The sequence below is a fragment of the Paraburkholderia caffeinitolerans genome (genome assembly GCF_902859945.1).
Taxonomy (GTDB): domain Bacteria; phylum Pseudomonadota; class Gammaproteobacteria; order Burkholderiales; family Burkholderiaceae; genus Paraburkholderia; species Paraburkholderia caffeinitolerans.
In genome coordinates this window covers 98,391-120,958 of sequence record NZ_CADIKL010000013.1, presented here as the reverse complement: position 1 = coordinate 120,958, position 22,568 = coordinate 98,391, and the positions used below count along the sequence as shown (strand labels likewise).

General features: G+C 64.3%; 28 protein-coding genes. 1 reads left to right on the top strand and 27 read right to left on the bottom strand.

The window, feature by feature from the left end; genetic code table 11:
• Positions 1-21: 21 nt before the first annotated feature.
• The 3 genes from HV773_RS15565 to HV773_RS15555 all read right to left on the bottom strand — a co-directional run bounded on the left by HV773_RS15565 (position 22) and on the right by HV773_RS15555 (position 3,055).
• The gene (locus HV773_RS15565) at positions 22-1,419 is read right to left on the bottom strand and encodes a cytochrome b (RefSeq protein ID WP_129562943.1); all 1,398 of its coding nucleotides are present in this window, start codon (positions 1,417-1,419) and stop codon (positions 22-24) included.
• Positions 1,419-2,039 carry a ubiquinol-cytochrome c reductase iron-sulfur subunit gene (gene petA, locus HV773_RS15560; protein ID WP_129563405.1) on the bottom strand — a complete coding sequence of 207 codons (621 nt, stop codon included), beginning with the start codon at positions 2,037-2,039 and terminating at the stop codon, positions 1,419-1,421. The genes HV773_RS15565 and petA overlap by 1 nt, the downstream gene beginning before the upstream one ends.
• 269 nt (positions 2,040-2,308) lie before the next feature.
• Entirely contained in the window at positions 2,309-3,055 is a 747-nt protein-coding gene (locus HV773_RS15555) for a Nif3-like dinuclear metal center hexameric protein (protein WP_129562944.1), read from the bottom strand.
• A 19-nt stretch (positions 3,056-3,074) separates the two neighbouring features.
• Between HV773_RS15555 and HV773_RS15550 the strand changes: the two genes are divergently transcribed.
• A complete protein-coding gene (locus HV773_RS15550; protein WP_129562945.1) occupies positions 3,075-4,289 on the top strand; it encodes a Do family serine endopeptidase in 1,215 nt (404 codons plus the stop codon).
• Between the two features lie 105 nt (positions 4,290-4,394).
• Here the strand turns inward: HV773_RS15550 and tatC are convergent, their stop codons facing one another.
• The 24 genes from tatC to HV773_RS15430 all read right to left on the bottom strand — a co-directional run bounded on the left by tatC (position 4,395) and on the right by HV773_RS15430 (position 22,460).
• Positions 4,395-5,183, bottom strand: coding sequence for a twin-arginine translocase subunit TatC (gene tatC, locus HV773_RS15545; RefSeq protein WP_129562946.1), 789 nt, complete (start codon positions 5,181-5,183; stop codon positions 4,395-4,397).
• A gap of 57 nt (positions 5,184-5,240) precedes the next feature.
• The gene (gene tatB, locus HV773_RS15540) at positions 5,241-5,792 is read right to left on the bottom strand and encodes a Sec-independent protein translocase protein TatB (protein ID WP_129562947.1); all 552 of its coding nucleotides are present in this window, start codon (positions 5,790-5,792) and stop codon (positions 5,241-5,243) included.
• 49 nt (positions 5,793-5,841) lie between these two features.
• The gene (gene tatA, locus HV773_RS15535) at positions 5,842-6,084 is read right to left on the bottom strand and encodes a Sec-independent protein translocase subunit TatA (RefSeq protein WP_035531630.1); all 243 of its coding nucleotides are present in this window, start codon (positions 6,082-6,084) and stop codon (positions 5,842-5,844) included.
• Positions 6,085-6,326: 242 nt separating this feature from the next.
• A complete protein-coding gene (locus HV773_RS15530; RefSeq protein WP_129562948.1) occupies positions 6,327-6,695 on the bottom strand; it encodes a histidine triad nucleotide-binding protein in 369 nt (122 codons plus the stop codon).
• A gap of 70 nt (positions 6,696-6,765) precedes the next feature.
• Complete coding sequence (locus tag HV773_RS15525) at positions 6,766-7,170, bottom strand: DUF4870 family protein (protein WP_129562949.1); 405 nt, start codon at positions 7,168-7,170, stop codon at positions 6,766-6,768.
• Positions 7,171-7,283: 113 nt separating this feature from the next.
• Positions 7,284-7,652, bottom strand: a complete 369-nt coding sequence (locus HV773_RS15520; protein WP_129562950.1) for a phosphoribosyl-ATP diphosphatase — start codon at positions 7,650-7,652, stop codon at positions 7,284-7,286.
• Positions 7,649-8,089 (bottom strand): phosphoribosyl-AMP cyclohydrolase, encoded by a 441-nt coding sequence (gene hisI, locus HV773_RS15515; protein WP_129562951.1) that lies wholly within the window; start codon positions 8,087-8,089, stop codon positions 7,649-7,651. Before hisI ends, HV773_RS15520 begins: the two co-directional genes overlap by 4 nt.
• Before the next feature lie 4 nt (positions 8,090-8,093).
• Complete coding sequence (gene hisF, locus HV773_RS15510) at positions 8,094-8,867, bottom strand: imidazole glycerol phosphate synthase subunit HisF (protein WP_129562952.1); 774 nt, start codon at positions 8,865-8,867, stop codon at positions 8,094-8,096.
• A gap of 58 nt (positions 8,868-8,925) precedes the next feature.
• Complete coding sequence (hisA, locus tag HV773_RS15505) at positions 8,926-9,678, bottom strand: 1-(5-phosphoribosyl)-5-[(5-phosphoribosylamino)methylideneamino]imidazole-4-carboxamide isomerase (protein WP_129562953.1); 753 nt, start codon at positions 9,676-9,678, stop codon at positions 8,926-8,928.
• Between the two features lie 189 nt (positions 9,679-9,867).
• Positions 9,868-10,509, bottom strand: a complete 642-nt coding sequence (gene hisH, locus HV773_RS15500; RefSeq protein ID WP_129562954.1) for an imidazole glycerol phosphate synthase subunit HisH — start codon at positions 10,507-10,509, stop codon at positions 9,868-9,870.
• 12 nt (positions 10,510-10,521) lie between these two features.
• Positions 10,522-11,109: an imidazoleglycerol-phosphate dehydratase HisB gene (gene hisB / locus HV773_RS15495; protein ID WP_035531642.1), complete on the bottom strand. Its 588-nt coding sequence runs from the start codon at positions 11,107-11,109 to the stop codon at positions 10,522-10,524.
• A gap of 93 nt (positions 11,110-11,202) precedes the next feature.
• Positions 11,203-12,279: a histidinol-phosphate transaminase gene (hisC, locus tag HV773_RS15490; protein ID WP_129562955.1), complete on the bottom strand. Its 1,077-nt coding sequence runs from the start codon at positions 12,277-12,279 to the stop codon at positions 11,203-11,205.
• A 262-nt stretch (positions 12,280-12,541) separates the two neighbouring features.
• Positions 12,542-13,861: a histidinol dehydrogenase gene (gene hisD, locus HV773_RS15485; protein WP_129562956.1), complete on the bottom strand. Its 1,320-nt coding sequence runs from the start codon at positions 13,859-13,861 to the stop codon at positions 12,542-12,544.
• A 43-nt stretch (positions 13,862-13,904) separates the two neighbouring features.
• Positions 13,905-14,591 carry an ATP phosphoribosyltransferase gene (gene hisG, locus HV773_RS15480; RefSeq protein WP_129562957.1) on the bottom strand — a complete coding sequence of 229 codons (687 nt, stop codon included), beginning with the start codon at positions 14,589-14,591 and terminating at the stop codon, positions 13,905-13,907.
• Positions 14,588-15,850: a UDP-N-acetylglucosamine 1-carboxyvinyltransferase gene (gene murA, locus HV773_RS15475; protein ID WP_129563406.1), complete on the bottom strand. Its 1,263-nt coding sequence runs from the start codon at positions 15,848-15,850 to the stop codon at positions 14,588-14,590. Before murA ends, hisG begins: the two co-directional genes overlap by 4 nt.
• Before the next feature lie 108 nt (positions 15,851-15,958).
• On the bottom strand, positions 15,959-16,198 hold the full coding sequence (locus HV773_RS15470; protein WP_035531648.1) for a BolA family protein: 240 nt from the start codon (positions 16,196-16,198) through the stop codon (positions 15,959-15,961).
• 27 nt (positions 16,199-16,225) lie between these two features.
• Positions 16,226-16,981 carry an ABC transporter permease gene (locus HV773_RS15465; protein WP_129562958.1) on the bottom strand — a complete coding sequence of 252 codons (756 nt, stop codon included), beginning with the start codon at positions 16,979-16,981 and terminating at the stop codon, positions 16,226-16,228.
• Positions 16,978-17,913, bottom strand: coding sequence for an ABC transporter ATP-binding protein (locus HV773_RS15460; protein ID WP_129562959.1), 936 nt, complete (start codon positions 17,911-17,913; stop codon positions 16,978-16,980). The genes HV773_RS15465 and HV773_RS15460 overlap by 4 nt, the downstream gene beginning before the upstream one ends.
• A gap of 262 nt (positions 17,914-18,175) precedes the next feature.
• Positions 18,176-18,448 (bottom strand): STAS domain-containing protein, encoded by a 273-nt coding sequence (locus HV773_RS15455; protein WP_129562960.1) that lies wholly within the window; start codon positions 18,446-18,448, stop codon positions 18,176-18,178.
• Positions 18,445-19,077 (bottom strand): MlaC/ttg2D family ABC transporter substrate-binding protein, encoded by a 633-nt coding sequence (locus HV773_RS15450; RefSeq protein WP_129562961.1) that lies wholly within the window; start codon positions 19,075-19,077, stop codon positions 18,445-18,447. The genes HV773_RS15455 and HV773_RS15450 overlap by 4 nt, the downstream gene beginning before the upstream one ends.
• 151 nt (positions 19,078-19,228) lie before the next feature.
• Complete coding sequence (locus HV773_RS15445; protein WP_129563407.1) at positions 19,229-20,203, bottom strand: MlaA family lipoprotein; 975 nt, start codon at positions 20,201-20,203, stop codon at positions 19,229-19,231.
• Between the two features lie 26 nt (positions 20,204-20,229).
• Positions 20,230-20,799: an outer membrane lipid asymmetry maintenance protein MlaD gene (mlaD, locus tag HV773_RS15440; protein ID WP_129562962.1), complete on the bottom strand. Its 570-nt coding sequence runs from the start codon at positions 20,797-20,799 to the stop codon at positions 20,230-20,232.
• 66 nt (positions 20,800-20,865) lie between these two features.
• Entirely contained in the window at positions 20,866-21,642 is a 777-nt protein-coding gene (mlaE, locus tag HV773_RS15435) for a lipid asymmetry maintenance ABC transporter permease subunit MlaE (RefSeq protein WP_129562963.1), read from the bottom strand.
• The gene (locus HV773_RS15430; protein WP_129562964.1) at positions 21,639-22,460 is read right to left on the bottom strand and encodes an ABC transporter ATP-binding protein; all 822 of its coding nucleotides are present in this window, start codon (positions 22,458-22,460) and stop codon (positions 21,639-21,641) included. Before HV773_RS15430 ends, mlaE begins: the two co-directional genes overlap by 4 nt.
• Positions 22,461-22,568 lie beyond the last annotated feature (108 nt).

The following is a 22,568-nucleotide window of genomic DNA, read 5'->3' as shown; positions in this document are numbered from 1 at the left end:
CGTGTCTTCCTCGCTCGCTGATTAATGGGGCTTGAACCGCACGCGCTCGGGCGGCTGCTTGAAGGTGCCAAGCGTCGTCCAGAACGGCATGCCGAGGAAAAACGCGAAATAGACGAGCGCGCAGATCTGGGCAATCAGCGTCGCCGCCGGCGAAGGCGGCCGGGTTCCAAGGAATCCGAGCGTCAGGAACGCGAGCACGAAGATCGCGAGGAAGACTTTATGGAACAGTGGCCGGTAGCGGATCGACTTCACCGGCGCGCGATCGAGCCACGGCAGGAAGAAGAGCGAAACCACCGCCGTGCCCATCACCACGACACCCCAGAACTTCGACTCGGTGAACTGCATCGCAAGAATCACGAGAATCGCCAGCACCGGCAGCCCCGCGCGCCACTTGCCGCGCGCGCGCAGCAGCGCGAGCAGGCCGAGCAGCGCAATCACGATCATCAGCACGATCTTGAACGGGTCGGTCGTGGCGCGCAGCATCGCGTAGAACGCCGTGAAGTACCAGACCGGCGCGATTTCGGGCGGCGTCTGCAGCGAATTGGCCGGCACGAAGTTATTGGCTTCGAGGAAGTACCCGCCCATTTCCGGCGCGAAGAACACGATGGCCGCGAAGATCATCAGGAAGATGCACACGCCCATGAAGTCGTGCACGGAGTAGTACGGATGGAACGGGATGCCGTCGAGCGGAATGCCGTTCGCGTCCTTTTTCTCCTTGATCTCGACGCCATCGGGGTTGTTCGAGCCCACTTCATGCAACGCCACGATATGCGCGATCACGAGCCCGATCAGCACGAGCGGAATCGCAATCACGTGGAACGCGAAGAAGCGGTTGAGCGTGACGTCGGAAACCACGTAATCGCCGCGGATCCAGAGCGACAGGTCCGGGCCGATGAACGGAATCGCCGAGAACAGGTTCACGATCACCTGCGCGCCCCAGAACGACATCTGGCCCCACGGCAGCAGATAACCGAAGAACGCCTCGGCCATCAGGCACAGGAAGATCGCGCAGCCGAAGATCCAGACGAGTTCGCGCGGTTTGCGGTAAGAACCGTATAGAAGCCCGCGGAACATGTGCAGATACACGACCACGAAGAACATCGATGCGCCCGTGGAGTGCATGTAGCGGATCAGCCAGCCCCACGGCACCTCGCGCATGATGTACTCGACCGACGCGAACGCGAGCGTCGAGTCGGGCTTGTAGTTCATGGTGAGGAAGATGCCGGTGACGATCTGGTTCACCAGCACCAGCAGCGCGAGCGAGCCGAAGAAGTACCAGAAGTTGAAGTTCTTCGGCGCGTAGTACTCGGAGAGATGCGCTTTCCAGGTCGACGTCATTGGAAAGCGCTTGTCGATCCAGCCGACGAGTCCCGAAGAAGCGCCCGTTGTCGTAACCTCTTTCTCGTGTCCCGTCGCCATCACGCTTCTCCTTTCTCGTCCTTGCCGATCACGATCTGCGTCGGGGACGTGAACATGTACCGGGGAATGTCGAGGTTCTGCGGCGCGGGCTTGTTCTTGAACACGCGGCCGGCGAGATCGTAGGTGGAGCCGTGGCACGGGCACAGGAAGCCGCCGGGCCAGTCGTCGGGCAGGTTGGCCTGCGGGCCTTCCTGGAAGCGCGGCGTGGGCGTGCAGCCCAGATGGGTGCACACGGCAACGGCCACGAGAATGTTCTGGTGCTCGGCGCGCGAGCGGTATTCGTTCTTGCAGTAGTCCGGCATCGGCATCGAGAAAGGATGCTCGGAGTGCGGGTCCGCCAGTTCGGGATCGGCCTTCTTGCAGTCGGCCATCATGCGCTGGGTGCGGTTCAGGATCCACACGGGCTTGCCGCGCCACGCCACGGTCATCATCGTGCCGGCTTCGAGTCCGCTGATGTCGACTTCAACCGGCGCGCCGGCCGCGCGGGCTTTTTCGGATGGTGCAAACGAAGCTACGAAAGGTACGACAGTGGCTACGCCTCCAATGCCACTTGCTACGGACGTCGCTATCAGCCAGGTACGGCGGCTGCCGTCGACGCGGTCGTTCTCATTGTCTCGCATCACATCGCCCCACTTCTGAGTTGGATTTATCCGTCACGCCAGCAAACCCGCGGTGCTGCCGAACGCTAGTTTGCTCGAATGGAGTTGGCATTTACAAGGGGCGGACGCCAAAAAGCACTCGAAGTGCTTGATATCTCGGGGTTTTCCCCCACAAGGGCGGGCGTATTCTTATTATTTCGCAAATACCCGCCTGCCAAGGCGAACAGATTTGCTTCGCCTCGAGCGACTCGCGGCGAAGCAAAAAGGCGAGCAGCGCCCGATGACGCCACTCAAACAGGATTGTGGATGTCGATGAAGAGATGCTCGATGTTGAATGCCTCGGCGAGGTGCGCGCCCACGGCCTGCACGCCAAAGCGTTCCGTAGCATGGTGGCCTGCAGCAAGAAACGCCACGCCGCTCTCGGCCGAGGTATGAGTCGTGGGCTCCGAGATCTCGCCGGTCAGGAAGACATCGGCGCCGGCGTCGATCGCCGCGTCGAAGAAGCCCTGCGCCGCGCCGGTGCACCAGGCCACATGGCGCAGTTCCCAGTCGGGATCGCCGAGCACGAGCGGCGCGCGGCCGAGCGTCTGCTCGACTTGCGCCGTGAAGTGCGCGAGCGTGATGGGCATGGGCAGCGTGGTCATCCAGCCAAGGTCCTGGTCGCCGAAGCGTTTTTCGCCGATCCAGCCGAGTTTGGCGCCCAACTGCGCGTTATTGCCCAGTTCAGAATGGCTGTCGAGCGGCAGATGGTACGCGAAGAGATTGAGGTCGTTCGCCAGCAGCGCTTTCAGGCGGCGGTGCTTGCGCCCGGTGATCTGCGGCGGTTCGTTGCGCCAGAAGTAGCCGTGGTGGACCAGCACGGCGTCGGCGCCCCACTCCAGCGCGGCCTCCAGGAAGGCCAGCGAGGCGGTCACGCCTGTCGCGATCTTCTCCACGCGGCGCCGCCCCTCCACCTGCAGGCCGTTCGGGCAGTAGTCCTTGAACCGCGCGGATTCCAGAAGATTGTTCAGATACAATTCCAATTCGATCCGATCCATATAATCCTCTAATCTTCAAATGCTTAGACGCTTTTGGCTGTTCTTCGCCCAGGCGGTGACGGTCCTGCTGGCGTTGATGTTCATCATCGCGACGCTCAAGCCGCAATGGCTCCAGCATCAGGGGCAGCTCGGCAAGCAGCTCGCGGAGCCGATCGTCGCATTGCGGGAAGTGGCGCCAAGTCTCGGCGGCAGTCCCGCGCAGAGTTCCTATGCTGATGCGGCCCAGAAGGCGATGCCCGCGGTCGTCAACGTGTTCTCGAGCAAGGACGGCTCCCTGCCGCCCGATCCGCGCCAGAACGACCCGCTATTTCGCTACTTCTTCGGCAAACCCAATACCAACCGCAAGCAGCAGGAACAGCCCGCCGCGAACCTCGGTTCGGGTGTGATTGTTAGTCCGGACGGTTACATTCTAACGAACCAGCACGTGATCGACGGCGCGGATCAAATCGAAATCGCGCTCTCCGACGGCCGCACCACCAATGCGAAGGTGATCGGCATCGATCCGGAAACCGATATCGCCGTGCTCAAGATCAATCTGCCGAACCTGCCCACCATCACGCTCGGGCGCATGGAAAAGGCGCGCGTGGGCGACGTCGTGCTCGCCATCGGCAACCCGTTCGGCGTGGGCCAGACGGTCACGATGGGCATTATCAGCGCGCTCGGGCGCAATCACCTCGGTATCAACACGTTCGAGAACTTCATCCAGACCGACGCGCCCATCAATCCGGGCAACTCGGGTGGCGCGCTCGTCGACGTCAACGGCAACCTGCTCGGCATCAACACGGCCATTTATTCGCGCTCGGGCGGCTCGCTCGGCATCGGCTTCGCCATTCCCGTCTCCACGGCGCGCAGCGTGCTGGAGAGCATCATCACGACGGGCTCGGTCACGCGCGGCTGGATCGGCGTGGAGCCGCAGGACGTGACGCCCGAGATCGCCGAGTCGTTCGGGCTGAACCAGAAGCAAGGCGCGATTGTCGCCGGCGTGCTCCAGGGCGGCCCCGCAGACAAGGCCGGCATCAAGCCCGGCGATGTCCTGACCTCGGTGAACGGTGAGGACATCACCGACACCACGCGCCTTTTGAACGTCATCGCGCAGATCAAGCCGGGCACCGCCGCCAAGGTTCATCTCGTGCGCAAGAACAAGGACATGGACCTGAACGTGACGATCGGCAAGCGCCCGCCGCCGCCCAAACAGCAGAACCAGGACGACGAAGGCGACGACGACGGCGGTTGACGGCAGGCGAGCGCGGCGCGGGTTCACCGCGTGCGCGGGGCCGGCAAACGCAAGAAAGGCCGCGAACGTCACCGTTCGCGGCCTTTCTTTTGCATCATGACTGGCTTAGGACTCGCTCGCGGCCTCGCTCTCGTCGGTGGCGCTCTTCTCGCCGGTCCCGACGAACAGTCGCGCCGCGATAATCCCCGCTTCGTACAGCACGATCAGCGGCACGGCGAGTATCAGCTGCGAGAACACGTCCGGCGGTGTAACAACGGCGGCAACGATGAACGCGCCGACGATCACATAGGGACGAATCTCCTTGAGCTTCTTCACCGTCAGCACGCCCATGCGCACGAGCAGCACGACGATGATCGGCACCTCGAAGGTCACGCCAAAAGCAATGAACATCGTGAGCACGAAGCTCAGGTAGTTGTCGATATCCGTCGTCATCTCCGCGCCAAGCGGCGCGTTGTAATGTGCCATCACCCGGAAGATGGTGGGAAACACGACGAAATACGCGAACGCCATGCCGCACAGGAACAGCGTGTAGCTGCTGCCCACCAGTGGCGCGACCAGCTTCTTTTCGTGCTGGTAAAGGCCCGGCGCGACGAACGCCCAGATCTGATAGAGCACGAATGGCAGCGCGATCACGAAGGCAACCAGCATCGTCACCTTCATCGGCACAAAGAACGAGCCGGTCACGTCGGTGACGATCATCTTGCCGTCGCGCGGCAGGTTTTGCATCAGCGGGCGGGCGAGCAGCCGGAAGATGTCCGGCGCCCAGTACACGAGCCCGAGGAACACGACGATCACGGAAATGCCCGCGCGGATGATGCGGTCGCGCAGTTCGACGAGGTGCGAGATGAAGGTCTCTTCAGTGCCCTCGTCTTGTGTTTGTTGGGGGTCGCTCACACCGGCCCTCGGGGGTTGGAGATGGACAAATTCAAACTCGACTGCGGTTGCAAGGCATCAGAGAAAGCGGATGGGTCGGCGCAGGCTGGCCGGCGTGTGCTGCGCGACACGCGCCGCGCCCGATTGCACGCGTGTGCGCCGCAGCGTCGCGCGCTTGTACCAGGTAGGCGTAGCCGTTTGCTTCACGCGCCAGTTCTTGCGTTTGACGCCTGCCATATTCGCGGCGCCCGAGCGCCAAGACGTGACGCCAGAACTGCCCGCATCGCCGGTCAGGCCGGACGCGCCAGAATCGGCACCGCTCGCTGTGCTGGCCGCACCACCCGTGCCTGCATTCCAGGCATCGTTCAGCTCGGCCTCGTGCTTGCGCAGGTTCTCGTGAACGGTGTTCTCGACGTTGTGCGCGGCCTGTTCGAATTCGCCCTTCATGCGGCGCAACTCGTCCAATTCGATCTCGCGCGTGACTTCCGCCTTGACGTCGTTGACATAGCGCTGCGCGCGCCCGAACAGAGCCCCTGCCGTACGCGCAACGCGCGGCAGACGCTCCGGCCCGAGAACGACCAGCGCGACGACGCCGATAAGCGCCATCTTGGTTAGACCCAGATCGAGCATGGATAAAGCTTTCCGTCAGCCTTGGGGCGGGAAATAACGGCTGCCGCGCTTAGCGGAAGTCGTTCGAACGCGGGGTCTTGTCCTTGGCGTCGACGTCGACCGTGCCGCCGTTATTCGGCAGTTCGCGCTTTTGCGTATCGGCGCCGGACTCTTCGCCCTCGCGCATGCCTTCCTTGAAACCCTTCACCGCGCCGCCCAGATCGCTGCCGATATTGCGCAGCTTCTTCGTGCCGAAGACGAGCGCCACGATCAACAACACGATCAGCCAATGCCAGATGCTCAACGAACCCATGATCAAAACTCTCCTTAACCCCGTTGCCGCGCCTCATACGCAGCGAATAAACATTGGCGCGCGAACGCGCTTCATGACGCCCGCGCCCACCGACCGGTCCAGTACAGCGCCGTGTGTCCGGTGCCAGGCGGGTTATCGGGCAACGCGCCCGGTATGCTACCTGTAAGGTATTTCGGCCGCGTGGCAATGCGCCCCTTTTTCAGCCGATTCTTTGAATTCTGCCGTCTTGCCGCGCCAGCGCGCTATCCCATGCGCTGCCACGGACGCGGCCCGGCCAGCAGATGCGCGTGCAGGTGATAGACCTCCTGACCGCCGCCGGGTCCCGTATTCACCACGGTGCGATAGCCGGTCTCGCCGCCCGTATAGGACACACCCAGCTCTCTCGCCAGTCGCGCAACCAGTACAAACATTCTACCAAGCAGCGGAGCCTCGTTTTCACCGCAGTCCGCGAGGGTAGGTATATGTTCGCGCGGAATGATCAGCACATGAGTTTGCGCCGCAGGCCGGATATCCCGGAACGCGACGAATTCGTCGTCTTCATAGACGCGCGTGCTCGGAATCAGCCCGTCGGCGATCTTGCAAAAGAGACAGGTGCTGCGATCGTGACTCATGGTGCTCCTGGGCAGCCGTGCGGGGAGAAAGCGTGCCGGGTTCCGCTACGGGACCCGGTCCACCGCCGCGTCAGAACCACGCGCGCGGGTCGGACAACGGCTTGTTGTCGTGCAGGTACAGCCAGCCTTTGATGATACGGTACAACGTCCAGATTCCGACAGCCCACAAAATCGGAATGCCGATCAACACGAAGAAAAGCGCACCGCCTATCAATGTCCCCGCAAGCGCGAGCCAGAACGTGCGGATCTGCCACGTGAAGTGCTGCTCGTAGGGCGTGCCCACGGCTTCGTCGCGCTTGACGTAATTGATGATGATCGCTATCAGCACGGTCACGCCGCCCGTGAGCCAGTAAAACGCGTAAAGCCCGTAGAGGACGTGGGTGAGCGTGCGCAGGCTGCGCAGACGATCCGCGTCGAGCGGATCGCGCTCCGGGGCGCGGTAAGCAGGAGGCGGGTAGCCGCCGGGGGTGGACATATGTGGCATCTCCCTGTCGAGCACGACTCGCGTGCGTCTCATGGGCGAGGGGCGCCGATCGCCCGGCCCGAAAATTCGACTCGAATCCGGGGCCCGAATTCAGTCTCGCAGCGTCAGTCGCCGTTTTCTTCGCGCTCGCGGCTCTTGCGCAGCGCCTTTTCTTCGAGCCCCGAAAGCCCTTCGCGGCGCTCCAGCTCCGCCAGCACGTCAGCGGGGCTCAGCTCGAAGTGCGAAAGCGCGACGAGGCAATGGAACCACAGATCGGCCATTTCGCCGACCAGCGCCTTCGGCGCGCCGCCCTGACGCACGTCCTTCGCGGCCAGCACGACTTCGGTGGCCTCTTCACCCACCTTCTTGAGCACCGCGTCATCGCCCTTGTGAAAGAGACGCGCGACGTAGGAAGCGTCCGGATCGCCGCCCTTGCGGCTGTCGATCACCGCCGCAAGGCGCAGCAGGGTGTCGTTGGTGTTCAATTGCGTCATTTGTAGATGTGTTCGGGGTCTTTCAGCACGGGATCGACGGCGACCCAGCGGCCTTCGTCAACGGTGCCTTCGAATTGCTGGAAAAAGCACGAGTGACGGCCCGTGTGGCACGCGATGCCCGACACCTGCTCGACCTTGAGCAGCACGACGTCTTCGTCGCAATCAAGGCGGATGTCATGCACCTGCTGCACATGGCCCGACTCCTCGCCCTTGAACCACAGGCGCTGGCGCGAGCGCGAGAAGTACACCGCGCGGCGCAGCTCGACCGTCTTGGCAAGCGCCTCGCGATTCATCCACGCGAACATCAGCACGTCGCCGGTCGTGGCCTCCTGGGCGATCACCGGCACGAGGCCGTTTGCGTCCCAGTTGACCTTGTCGAGCCAGCCGGCCTTCGCGATGTCGCTGGCAGGTTGGTTGTCAGTATCAGCGTTGCTCATGGCGTCACAACCTCACCGAAATGCCCTGCTCGGCCATGAAGCGCTTGGCCTCGCCCACGGTGTGCTCGCCGTAGTGGAAGATGCTCGCCGCCAGCACGGCGTCGGCATGACCCTTGACGATGCCGTCCGCGAGATCCTGCAGGCCGCCCACGCCGCCCGAAGCGATCACGGGAATCGGCACTGCGTCGGACACCGCGCTCGTGAGCGCGAGGTCGAAGCCGCTCTTGGTGCCGTCGCGGTCCATGCTCGTGAGCAGGATTTCGCCCGCGCCGAGCTCGGCCATCTTGCGTGCCCATTCGACTGCGTCGATGCCCGTGGCCTTGCGGCCGCCGTGCGTGAACACTTCCCAGCGCGGCGTCTCGCCCGGTGCGGATACGCGCTTCGCGTCGATGGCGACGACGATGCACTGCGAGCCGTATTTATCGGCGGAATCGCGCACGAGCTGCGGATTGGCAACGGCCGACGAGTTCATGCTGACCTTGTCGGCGCCGGCGTTGAGCAGGCGCCGCACGTCGGTGACGGCGCGCACACCGCCGCCCACCGTCAGCGGAATGAAGACCTGCGAGGCCACCGCTTCGATGATCGGCAGGATCAGGTCGCGCTGGTCCGAAGTGGCCGTGATGTCGAGAAAAGTGAGTTCGTCGGCGCCCTGGTCGTCGTAGCGGCGCGCGATTTCGACGGGGTCACCCGCGTCGCGCAGCTCGACGAAGTTGACGCCCTTGACGACCCGCCCGGCGGTCACGTCGAGGCAGGGGATGATGCGTTTCGGTAGAGCCATGATCTTGCCAATGTTGAGTGGATCAGGCCTCCACCCGGGAGGCCGCCCACGCGACGCTTCAAGCGTCGTCAGACTCGCGCAGGCTGTCCGCGTGCGTTTGCGCCTGGGCGAAATCGAGATCGCCCGAGTAGATCGCGCGGCCGCAGATCACGCCTTCGACGCCTTCGTCCTCGACTTCGCACAGCGCGTCGATGTCGGCGAGATTCGACAGGCCGCCGCTCGCGATCACCGGAATCTTCACCGCACGCGCGAGGCGCACCGTCGCTTCGATATTGATGCCCTGGAGCATCCCGTCGCGGCCGATGTCGGTGTAGATGATCGACTCGGCGCCGTAGTCCTCGAACTTGCGCGCGAGATCCACGACTTCGTGGCCGGTGAGCTTGCTCCAGCCGTCGGTGGCGACCTTGCCGTCCTTCGCGTCGAGCCCGACGATGATATGGCCCCCGAACGCCGTGCAGGCTTCCTGAAGGAAGCCCGGGTTCTTCACGGCGGCGGTGCCGATGATCACGTACGAGAGGCCGTCGTCGAGATAGCGTTCGATGGTGTCGAGGTCGCGGATGCCGCCGCCAAGCTGCACGGGGATCTGGTCGCCGACTTCGCGAATGATCTCGCGAATCGCGTCTTCGTTCTTCGGCTTGCCTGCGAACGCGCCGTTCAGGTCGACGAGGTGCAGACGCCGCGCGCCGCGCTCGACCCAATGTCGGGCCATGGCCGCCGGTTCCTCGGAAAAAATCGTCGCCTGGTCCATATCGCCTTGTTTGAGGCGAACGCAGTGACCGTCTTTGAGATCGATGGCCGGAATCAGCAGCATAGCAATCGGGTGATATCTGGGAATGTGGTTGGAATCAGCCGGCAACGGCCGGGAAGAGCCCCCGATCCGACGCCGTTTCGCTAGTTTAGTACAACTCTTTCAGCGGCCTTGCTAATGCAACTCAGCTTTGGGCGATGCTTGCACGCAGGCCTCGGCCAGACGCTTCGAACCAACAGCGCCGCCCGTGAATCAGGGGTTCCAGTGAACAAAGTTGCGATAGACGCGCAAACCCGCCGCAGCGCTCTTTTCCGGGTGGAATTGGGTGGCGAAGATGTTATCCCGTGCCACCGCCGAGGTAAAGGCCGCGCCGTAAGGCGTTTCACCCACCGTGTGGGCCGCGTCGGCCGGCACCACGTAGTAGCTGTGCACGAAGTAAAAATAGCTCTCGTCGGGCACACCGTCCCACAGCGCATGCGCGCGCGACTGGCGCACGCGGTTCCAGCCCATCTGCGGCACCTTGAAGCGCGAGCCGTCGTCCTGGAGCCGGCCTTCGAGTTCGAAGCGCACGACCTTGCCCGGCAACAGGCCGAGGCCCTTCGTGTCGCCTTCGGCGCTCCAGTCGAACAGCATCTGCTCGCCCACGCACACGCCCATCAGCGGCTTGGTGCGCGAGGCTTCGAGCACGGCGTCCTGCAAGCCCGACTCCGCGAGGCTGCGCATGCAGTCGGGCATCGCGCCCTGGCCCGGCAGCACGACGCGGTCAGCCGCGCGAATCGCCTCCGGGCGCTCGACGATCTGTACGTCGGCTTCCGGCGCAGCCTGTTTCAGCGCCTGGGCCACCGAACGCAGGTTGCCCATCCCGTAATCCACAATCGCAATTGAAGTTTTCATCTCGGATACCGCTTACAAGCTGCCCTTGGTCGACGGAATCTTGCCCGCCTGACGCTCATCGAGCTCGGCGGCCTGGCGCAGCGCGCGGCCGAAAGCCTTGAACACGGTTTCCATCTGGTGATGCGCGTTCAGGCCGCGCAGATTGTCGATGTGGAGCGTCACGCCCGCGTGATTGACGAAGCCGCGGAAGAATTCGATCGACAGGTCGACGTCGAACGTGCCGATGCGCGCGCGCGTGAACGGCACGTGGAACTCGAGGCCCGGACGACCCGAGAAGTCGATCACCACGCGCGAGAGCGCCTCGTCGAGCGGCACATAGGCGTGGCCGTAGCGGCGGATGCCCTTCTTGTCGCCGATGGCCTGCGCGACCGCCTGGCCGAGCGTGATGCCGACGTCTTCCACCGTGTGGTGGTCGTCGATATGGGTATCGCCATGCGCCTCGACTTCCAGATCGATCAGACCGTGTCGCGCGATCTGGTCGAGCATGTGGTCGAGAAACGGCACGCCGGTCGCGAGCTTCTGCTCGCCGGTGCCGTCCAGATTGATTTTCACGCTGATTTGCGTTTCGCTGGTGTTGCGAACGACTTGCGCGACGCGCATGGCAATTTCCTTCAAACAGCCCGTAACGGAGGGTTCATGGGACGAAAGCCCGAAGCGCCATGACACAGTGCGCTTCAGGCCGGTGAGGACGGATTACTTGAGCACGAGCTTCAGGGCGGCGAGCAAGCGCGCGTTTTCGTCGGGGGTCCCGACGGTCAGGCGTACGCAATTCGCCAGCAATGGGTGCATTTTACTCACGTTTTTGATCAAAACCCGCGCCGTCAGCAGGGTATCGAACACGGCAGAGGCATCGGGCACGCGCACCAGCAGGAAATTGCCGGCGCTTTCGAACACTTCGGCGCCCGGCAACTTTGCGACATCGGCGGCTAACTGCGCCCGGTCCGCGCGCAATTGGGCGGCCTGCGCGTCGAGCACATCGATATGGTCGAGAAGAAAATCGGCGGCGGCCTGGGTGAGCACATTCACGTTATATGGCGGACGCACCTTGTCGAATTCGTTGAGCCATGCCGTACGGCCCGCGAGGTAGCCCAGACGGATGCCCGCGAGCCCGAGCTTGGACATCGTGCGCATCACGACCACGTTGTCGAACGCGCCCGCGCGCGGCATCCAGCTCGCCTGCGCGAACGGCTGATAGGCCTCGTCGATCACGACGAGCCCGCCCGCTGCATCGGCGGCTTCGATAATTCGCTCGATGTCGGCGTCGGCGAACAGCGTGCCGGTCGGGTTATTCGGGTACGCCAGCCAAATCACGGCCGGCTGGTGCTCGGCGACGGCGGCCAGCATGGCCTCGCAATCGAGCGTGAAGTCGGCCTTGAGCGGCACGCCGACGAACTCCACCTGCGCGAATTTCGCCGACATCGCGTACATCACGAAGCCCGGCACCGGCGCGAGCACTTTCGCGCCCGGCTTCGCGCACGCCATCGTGATCATGCTGATGATCTCGTCCGAACCGTTGCCGAGCAGCACGTCGCACCCGGGCGGCACATGCATCGCGGCTTTGAGCTTCGCCATGAGCGCCTCGGGGCGCGGTGCCGGATAGCGGTTGAGCGCGACGCCCGCGAGATGCTCGCCCAGTTGCGCCGCGAGAGCAGCGGGCAACGTGTATGGATTCTCCATGGCGTCGAGCTTCACGAAGCCAGTGGCGTCGGGAACCGGGTAGCTCGTCATTGCGAGCACGTCGGGGCGGATGATGTCTTGTGGTGTCGTCATTGTCGATTGGCTCGCGCGCGAGGCGTGGAGCCGGCACGGACGGCCAGCCGGATGCGCACAGCGAACCGCGGCGCCAATGCGCTGCAGTGCCGTCCCGGTTGGCGCCCATACCTGCTTTGAGGCGCGCGGGTTACTTCGGTGTTCCAGGCATCGGCCTCAGGCGTGCGTGCGTCTTTCACGCCGATGCTTGCGAACGTCTCCTCGGGGTGCGCGGCGCGCATGAAACTCATGCATGCCGCGCTGTTCTGATTCTGATACCGCTTCAGACCTGCTTCATGCGGTACTCGGCGCTGCGCGCGTGGGCCTGGAGGCCTTCGCCGTAGGCGAGTTCCGCGGCGATCTCGCCGAGCGTCTGCGCGCCCTCCGCGCTCACCTCGATCACGCTCGATCGCTTGATGAAATCATAGACGCCGAGCGGCGACGAGAAACGTGCGGTACGAGACGTAGGCAGCACGTGGTTCGGCCCCGCGCAGTAGTCGCCCAGGCTCTCGCTCGTATAGCGGCCGAGGAAGATCGCGCCCGCGTGGCGGATTTCGGTGCCCCACTTCTGCGCGTCGAGCGCCGAGATTTCGAGGTGCTCGGGCGCGATGTCGTTGGCGATCGCGCAGGCTTCGGCCATGTCGCGCACCTTCACGAGCGCGCCGCGATTCGTGAGCGACGTGGCGATGACTTCTGCGCGCGGCATGGTGGGCAAGAGCTCGTCGATCGCGTCTTCCACACGCTTGATGAACGCTTGGTCGGGGCACAGCAGGATCGACTGCGCGAGCTCGTCGTGCTCGGCCTGCGAGAACAGGTCCATCGCGACCCAGCGCGGATCGGTCGTGCCGTCGCACAGCACGAGAATCTCGGAGGGGCCGGCAATCATGTCGATGCCGACCGTGCCGAACACGCGGCGCTTGGCCGAGGCCACATAGGCATTGCCCGGGCCGCAGATCTTGTCGACGGCCGGAATGGTGCGGGTGCCATAAGCGAGCGCGCCCACGGCCTGTGCGCCGCCGATGGTGAACACGCGATCGACGCCAGCAATCAGCGCCGCCGCCAGCACGAGCGGGTTCTTCACGCCATCGGGCGTGGGTACGACCATGATGATCTCGCGCACGCCCGCGACCCGCGCGGGAATCGCGTTCATCAGCACGGACGACGGATACGCCGCCTTGCCACCCGGGACATAGAGGCCCACGCGGTCGAGCGGCGTGACTTTCTGGCCGAGCACGGTGCCATCGGATTCGGTGTACTGCCAGCTATGCGAGCCGCACTCGATGCGCTGCTTCTCGTGGTAGCCGCGCACGCGCGCGGCCGCCGCCTCGAGCGCCGCGCGCTGCTTGGGTTCGAGACTTTCCAGCGCCGCTTCTAGCTCGCTCAGGGGCAGTTCCAGCGCATCGACGCTGGTGGCGCTCAGGCGGTCGAAGCGGTTCGTATAGTCGAGCACGGCGGCGTCGCCGCGCGCCTTCACATCGGCAAGAATTTGCGCGACCGAGCGCTCGATGGCCTCGTCCTCGCTCGCCTCGAAGGCGAGCACGCCATGCAGCGCCGCCTTGAAGCCTTCGGCGCTCGAATCGAGTTTGCGCATCGTGATAGCCATGCTGATATCCATCCGGAACGGTTAAGTGCGGGTAATGCGCGGGTTATGCGCGCGACGCGCGTTCGAACGCGTCGAGAATCGGCCGCAGCGCGGCGCGCTTCAACTTGAGCGCCGCCTGATTCACAACGAGGCGCGAAGAGATGTCCATGATCTCCTCAACCTCGACCAGATTGTTCGCGCGCAGCGTGCCGCCCGTGCTGACGAGGTCGACGATCGCATCGGCAAGGCCGACGAGCGGCGCGAGCTCCATCGAGCCATACAGCTTGATGAGGTCGACGTGCACGCCCTTGGCCGCGAAGTGCTGACGCGCGGATTCCGTGTACTTGGTCGCCACGCGCAGACGTGCGCCCTGGCGCACGGCGTTCGCGTAGTCGAAGCCCGACTTCACGGCCACCGAGAGACGGCAGCGCGCGATGTCGAGATCGATCGGCTGATAGAGCCCGCCGCCGCCGTGTTCGAGCAGCACGTCCTTGCCGGCCACGCCGAAGTCGGCCGCGCCGTACTCGACATACGTGGGCACGTCGGTCGCGCGCACGATGATCACGCGCAGGTTCGGGTCGGTCGTCGGCAGGATCAGCTTGCGCGAGGTTTCCGGGTCTTCGGTCACCTCCACGCCGGCGGCGGCGAGCAGCGGCATCGTCTCTTCGAAGATGCGGCCCTTCGAGAGCGCCAGCGTGAGCGGCGCGCCGGCGGCGGCGGCCGGCGTGGGCTTGGACTCGACCGTGCTCATGCCGCGTTCCCCTTGATGCGCTTCACGTTGGCGCCAATCTTGTTGAGCTTCTCTTCCATGCGGTCGTAGCCGCGATCGAGGTGATAGATGCGGTCGATGAGCGTTTCGCCGTCGGCGCACAGGCCCGCGATCACGAGGCTTGCCGAGGCGCGCAGGTCGGTCGCCATGACCTTCGCGCCCGAGAGTTTCTCGACGCCGGCGACCAGCGCCGTCTTGCCGTCGATCGTGATGCTCGCGCCCAGACGGTTCAGCTCCTGCACGTGCATGAAGCGATTTTCGAAGATCGTTTCCACGACCTGCGAGGTACCGTCCGCAATTGTGTTGAGCGCCATGAACTGCGCCTGCATGTCGGTCGGGAAGGCCGGGTATTCGGCGGTGCGCAGATTCACGGCGCGCGCGCGTTCGTGCATGCGCACGCGCATCCAGTCGTCGCCCTCTTCGATCGTCACGCCCGCTTCGCGCAGTTTGTCGGTGACGGCGTCGAGGATGCCCGGACGCACGCGGCGCAGCGTGACGTCCCCGCCCGCAGCGGCCACCGCGCACAGGAACGTGCCGGCCTCGATGCGGTCGGGAATGACCGTGTGCTGCGCGCCGTGGAGCTTGTCCACGCCCTGGATCACGAGGCGGTCGGTGCCGATGCCTTCGATCTTCGCGCCCATCGCCACGAGCAGGTGCGCGAGGTCGCCCACTTCGGGCTCGCGCGCGGCGTTCTCGATCACCGTCTCGCCGTCGGCGAGCACGGCGGCCATCAGCAGGTTTTCCGTGCCGGTGACCGTGATCATGTCGGTGACGATGCGCGCGCCCTTCAGGCGCTTCGCGCGCGCCTCGATGAAGCCGTGCTCGATGTTGATCTCGGCGCCCATCGCCTGCAGGCCCTTGATGTGCTGGTCCACGGGGCGCGCGCCGATCGCGCAGCCGCCGGGCAGCGACACCTTCGCCTCGCCGAAACGCGCGACGAGCGGCCCGAGCACGAGGATCGACGCGCGCATGGTCTTCACGAGCTCATACGGCGCGACGAGGTTGTCGACCTTCGAAGCGTCGAGCTGCACGCGGTTGCCGTCCTGCTCGCTGCGCACGCCCATCTGGCCGAGCAGCTTGAGCGTGGTACGCACGTCCTGGAGGTCGGGCACGTTGTCCAGATGGACGGGTTCCGCGCTCAAAAGGCTCGCGCAGAGAATGGGGAGCGCCGCGTTCTTCGCACCCGAAACGGTCACTTCCCCTGCGAGCTTCTGCCCGCCGACGATGACGAGTTTGTCCATGCCTGAGGTTTCCTGATCGGTGCGGCCGGCTTGCGGCGTCGCGTCATGTTGTGCGGCGCCGCTCGCGGCGGCGCCATTGTCCTGGGTAATTCGCACTGAGATTCCAGATTATGCGTTCTGCCATTCGGCGGGCGTGAGCGTCTTCATGCTGAGCGCGTGGATTTCCTCGCGCATGCGCTCGCCGAGCGCCGCATAGACGAGCTGATGGCGCTGGATCAGGCGCTTGCCTTCGAACGCGGGCGAAACGATCGTCGCGAAGAAGTGCTGTCCATCGCCCTCGACTTCGAGATGCTCGCACGCGAGCCCTGCCGAGATGTACTGCTTGACCTGTTCCGGAGTCGGCAACATGGTGTGTGGCTCCTGCCTCAATTGCATTTAGTGGCGCAGCTTGTAGCCGCTTGCGAGCAAACGCATCGCCAGCGTGGCCAGCACCACGAAAAAGACGAAAACAATCGCGAGACTTGCGAGCGGGTTAATGTCGGACAAGCCGAAAAAACCGTATCGGAAGCCGTCGATCATGTAGAAGAACGGGTTCAGCCGCGACACCTCGCGCCAGACCGGCGGCAGCGTATGCGTCGAATAGAACACGCCCGAAAGGAACGTGAGCGGCATGATAAGAAAGTTCTGAAACGCCGCGAGCTGGTCGAACTTCTCGGCCCAGATCCCGGCGATCAGGCCGAGCGTGCCAAGGATCGCCGAACCGAGCACCGCGAAAGCGATGATGTAGAGCGGCGCGGAAAAGCTCATCGGGATGAACCAGATCGTCACGACGAACACGCCCGCGCCAACGGCGAGGCCGCGCACGATCGAAGCGAGCACGTAGGCTCCAAACATCTCCCAGGCGGCCAGCGGCGGCAATAGTACGAATACGAGATTGCCCGTGATCTTCGATTGAATGAGTGACGAAGACGAGTTCGCGAAGGCATTTTGCAGCACGCTCATCATCACGAGGCCGGGGATCAGGAAGCTCGTGTACTCGACGCCCGGATACACCTCGACGTGGCCGCGCAGCGCGTGGCCGAAGATCGTCAGATAGAGCAGCGCGGTGATGACCGGTGCGAGCACGGTCTGGAAAGCGACCTTCCAGAAACGCAGCACTTCCTTGTAGAACAGGGTGCGAAAGCCGCTCATGCCAGCCCCTCGATGACTTCGGGACCGTTCATTACCTGCACGAAAACATCCTCCAGATCGGCTTTGCGCACTTCCACTTCTTCCAGTTTGCAGCCGTTCGCGCGGCACAGCGACAGGATGCGCTCGACCTCGTCGTAGCTGGCGAGGCGCAACAGGTGCTGGCGCTCGCCGCCGTTCGGCAGATTCGACGTATCCACTTCGAGCGCGCGCAGCTCGGTGGGCAGCACGCCTTCGGAAAAGCGCACGAACAGTTGCGTGCCCGCGAAACGCTGCAGCAGCGTGCTGGTGCGCTCGAGCGCCACCACCTCGCCCCGCCGCAGCATGGCGATGCGGTCGCACAGCTCTTGCGCTTCTTCCAGATAGTGCGTGGTGAGCACGATGGTGTGGCCTTCGCGGTTCAGGCGCGCGATGAACTTCCAGAGCGTCTGGCGCAGTTCGACGTCCACGCCGGCGGTGGGCTCGTCGAGCACGATCACGGGCGGCCGGTGCACCAGCGCCTGCGCGACCAGCACGCGGCGCTTCATGCCGCCCGACAGTGCGCGCATGTTCACATCGGCTTTTTCGGTGAGGTCGAGATTGGCCATGATCTCGTCGATCCACGCGTCGTTGTTGCGCAGGCCGAAATAACCCGACTGGATGCGCAGCGTCTCGCGCACCGTGAAAAACGGATCGAACACCAGTTCCTGCGGAACGACGCCCAGATTGCGGCGCGCGTTGCGGTAATCGCCAACCACGTCGTGACCGCGCACGGTGATCGAGCCCTCGTCGGCGCGCGCGAGGCCTGCGAGACAGCTGATGAGCGTCGTCTTGCCCGCGCCGTTCGGGCCGAGCAGCCCGAAGAACTCGCCCTCTTCTACAGTGAAGCTGACGCCCTTGAGCGCCTGGAGCTCTTTGTAGCGCTTTTTGACGTTGCGGATTTCTATGGCTGGCATGACTGAAACGCCGCCCGTCGTGAACGGCGCGGCTGATAGGTGCATCAACACTGCGGGGAAGACCAGAATTGGGGACGGCTGATACTGCCTTCGAAGCCCCCGAAACCCGGGGCAACGCCCAAAAAACGTTTGATTATAGGCCAAGTCGGAGAGCCCGGCCTGGGCCAGGTCTGGACTTGAAGACGAAAGCGGCGGCGTGCGGCAATCGGGTTCGCGCGCCAGCGTGGCTGCTCGACCAGAATGGCCGCAAGGCCGCCGCGCGTCAATGTCGCTCGTGGAGGAGCGCGTCGACGCCGTAAGCGCGCGCGAGGGACGCGAGCGCGGTGGGAAGATTCAAAACGTTGAGAGTGACGCCACGCTCGCGCGCGGCGCGCTGCCATGCGATCAGCACAGCGAGCGCAGACGAATCGAACTGCGTGAGCGGCGCGCAATCGACGACGCTGGCGCCTGCCGCGATTTGTGCGAGACCCGCCGAGAGCGCGGTCTTCGCGCTCTCGAGGTTCAGCGTGGCGCCGATGGCGAAGCGCTCGCTCACGAAGCAGCCTTGCCGGCGGCGAGCTGCTGGTTACGCTGCGTGAGGAAGCTGATGAGGCCCTGCACGCCGCCCTGCTGGATCTTCTCCTGGAACTGCTGCTGGTACGCCTGGATCAGCCATGCGCCTAGCACGTTGATGTCATACACACGCCAGCCTTGCGGCGTCTTGTACAGGCGGTAGTCGAGCTCGATCGGCTGGCCGTTGTTCAAGACGGTCGAACGGACCACGACATCGGTGTCGTCCGGGTTCGCTCGGAACGGCTTGTACGTGATCTGCTGGTCGCGCACCTGGGCGAGCGCGCCCGAGTACGTACGGATCAAGAGCGTCTTGAACTGCTCGGTGACCTGTTGCTGCTGCTCGGGCGTGGCCGTGCGCCAGTTGCGGCCCATGGCGAGCTGCGTCGTGCGGCGGAAGTCCGTGTACGGCAGGATCTTCTCGTTCACGAGCTCGGTGATCTTGCTGATGTCGCCGGACTGGATCGACTTGTCGCCCTTGATCTGGTCCATCACCTGCTGCGTGACGGTCTTCATCATTTCGTCAGGGTTGCTGGTGTCGACCGTTTGTGCGGACGCAGCGCCGGCATACGCAAAAAACATGGCGAAAATCGGGAACAGAAAGAATTTCTTCATAGCGAGTCCTGCAAGTTGGGGAACAACGCCCCGTTGGAGATCAACCATATCACGCGAGCTTCAAGACACCGAGTCAAAGAATGCCAGGAAACTGCGACAGGCGTATCAGCTTGTTACGTCAGATTTAAGGGCCCGCACCAAGCCGGCGCGATCAATGCAAGCGCAGCAGATTCGGAGCGCCAATGCCGAAGCGCGGCGGCGGAACGAACGGCTCGCCCGGCACCACGGCGCCGGACGCGCCCGCCGGTGCCGCAGCACCTGACGCCGGCGCGGCGGGAGCCGGTGTTGCGCCATCGGGGCTGGCCGGCGCCATGCTGGCCGCCGTCGGCGCTGCAGCACGCGCGGTACCCGATGCCGGAATCGCCGCACCCGCGGCGGGCGCTGCCGCGCCCTCGTCGGGCTCGCCGTAGTTCGGCGGCGGCGCGCCGTCGCCGTAATCGGGCAGATTGCTCGACGTATGACCGTCCGAGAGCAAGTACTGGCGGCGCTGCAAATAGGCATTGCGCAGGAACGAATACTTGTCGATCGCGGCGCCTTCGAGCAGGTCGCTTGCGCCCAGCAGGTTCGCGCGCGCGCTCACCACGTCCAGGCCGTAAAGGCCCCACGAAAGCGCCGCCGGATTCACATACGAGAGCGGATTGATGAAGTAGTTGCCCACCATCCCCACGCCGTCGCGCACGGTGCTCGGACCGAGCAGCGGCAGCACCAGATAGGGGCCGGCCGGCACGCCGTAATGGCCGAGCGTGAGGCCGAAGTCCTGGTTGTGCTTGGGCAGCTTGGCGAGCGACGCCACGTCGAACAGACCGCCCACGCCGAAGACCGTGTTGATCACGATCCGCATGATGTCCTCGACACCATCGGCGATCTTTAACTGCAGCAGATTGTTGGCCGCGTTGTAGACGTCGCCGATGTTCGCGAAGAAGTTCGTCACGCTGTCCCGCACCGGCTGCGGCGTGACTTTCACATAGCCCTTCGCAACCGGCTTGAGCGCATACGTGTCGATCGTATCGTTGAAGGTGTAGATCGAGCGGTTGAGGCCTTCCCAAGGGTCGTCCTTCGACGGCGTCTGCACCGTCGAACACGCCGTCAACGCGAACACCGCGGCTCCAACCGCGACGACGCGCATGCGAGCGATCGTCATCTTTATTCTCCTTATTGCGCCGCTGCGCCCGAGCCAGCCGGCGCAGGCGCGGCGTGTTCGCCGCCAGCCCCGTTTGCGGCCGCCGGCCCCGATGCAGCGGCGCTACTACCCGATTTCGAAGCCCCCGAATCGGCTGCCTTGCTGTAGAGGAACTGGCCGATCAGGTTTTCGAGCACGATCGCCGATTGCGTCATTGAGAGCGTATCGCCGGCCTTGAGCATTTCCGTGTCGCCGCCGGGTTCCAGCCCGATGTACTGCTCGCCGAGCAGGCCCGAGGTCAGGATCTTCGCCGACGAGTCCTTCGGGAATTGATACTGCTGGTCGATGTTGATCGTGACGAGCGCCTGATAGGTGTTCGTATCGAAGCCAATGGACGCCACCCGGCCCACGGTCACGCCCGCGCTCTTCACGGGCGCGCGCGGCTTGAGCCCGCCGATATTGTCGAACTTGAGCTTGACCGGGTAGGTCGGCTGGAACGAAAGCGAGCTCATGTTTCCGGCCTTCAGCGCGAGAAACAGCAGCGCAATGAAGCCCAGCACCACGAACAGGCCGACCCAGAAGTCGAGAGCAGTCTTTTTCATCGTCATTCCAATCAGAATCCGTTGCGGCGGCGCCATCCAGGAGGCACCCGCGCCGCATTCCTATCCTTAGCTGAACATCAGTGCGGTGAGCAGGAAGTCGAGGCCCAGCACCGCGAGCGACGCGTACACGACCGTCTTGGTGGTCGCGCGCGACACGCCTTCGGGCGTCGGCTTGGCCTCGTAGCCCTGATACAGCGCCGTAAACGTGACAGCGAAGCCGAACACGATGCTCTTGATCACGCCATTGCCCACATCGGCCCAGACATCCACGCCGCCTTGCATCTGCGACCAGAACGCGCCCGAGTCCACGCCGATCAGCAGCACGCCCACTACGTAGCCGCCCAGAATGCCGACTGCGCTGAAGATGGCCGCCAGAATGGGCATGGCAACCACGCCTGCCCACATGCGCGGCGCAATCACGACGCGCACCGGGTCGACCGCCATCATTTCCATGGCCGTGAGCTGCTCGCCCGCCTTCATGAGGCCGATTTCGGCCGTGAGCGAGGTGCCTGCACGGCCCGCGAACAGCAGCGCGGTGACAACGGGGCCGAGCTCGCGCACGAGCGAAAGCGCGACCAGCAGCCCGAGCGCCTGCTCGGAGCCGTAGCGGTTGAGCGTGTAGTAGCCCTGCAGGCCCAGCACGAAGCCCACGAACAGGCCCGACACCGCGATGATCAGCAGCGAATAATTACCGACGAAGTGGATCTGCTTCGTGACAAGGCGCGGACGGCGCAGCAGCGGGAAAAACTCCAGCACAAGGCGCACGAAGAAACGCGAGGCATGGCCTGCACGCGTGATCGAATCGAGGACCGCGCGGCCGAGTGAACTGATGGCGCCGATCATGAGCGGCCTCCGCCGACGCCAAAGTCCGCGTCGAGCGGCACATCCGTCGGATAGTGAAAGCGGAACGGGCCGTCAGGCGCGCCGTCGATGAACTGGCGCACGATCGGGTCGGTCGAGGCGCGCAGCTCGGCGGGCGTGCCCTCCGCCTGCACGCGGCCGTTCGCGAGGAAGTACACGTAGTCGGCAATCGCGAACGATTCGGGCACGTCGTGCGTGACGAGGATCGACGTGGCGCCGAGCGCGTCGTTGAGCGTGCGGATCAGGTTCGCGGTGATGCCGAGAGAAATGGGGTCGAGGCCTGCAAACGGCTCGTCGTACATCATGAGTTCGGGGTCGAGCGCGATCGCACGCGCCAGCGCCACGCGCCGCGCCATCCCGCCCGAAATCTCCGAAGGCGCGAGGTCGCGCGCGCCGCGCAGGCCCACCGCGTTGAGCTTCATGAGCACGAGGTCGCGGATCAGCTCTTCGGGAAGATCGGTGTGTTCGCGCAGCGCAAACGCGACGTTCTCGAACACCGACATGTCGGTGAAGAGCGCGCCGAACTGGAACAACATGCCCATTTTCCGGCGCAGCGCGTAAAGGCCTTCGCGCGATTGCGCGCCGATGTCCTGGCCCTGGAACAGCACCTGCCCGCGCTGGGCGCGCACGAGGCCGCCGATCAGGCGCAGCACCGTGGTCTTGCCGCCGCCCGAGCCGCCCATGACCGCAACGACCTGGCCACGCGGAAAGCGCATGTTCAGGCCGGACAGGACGAGCCGGTCGCCGTAGCCGAAGTCGACGTCGCGCAGCTCCAGAAGGGTCTCAGAGTTCGAGGGCACGTAGCAGGCAGTCCATTTATACGAAGGCGGGATTATAGGGCCATCGTACGAATGCTGCCGTGGCATGCCCAAGCCCCTTGATGCAAGTCGGGCATCCCCGAGGGCGCC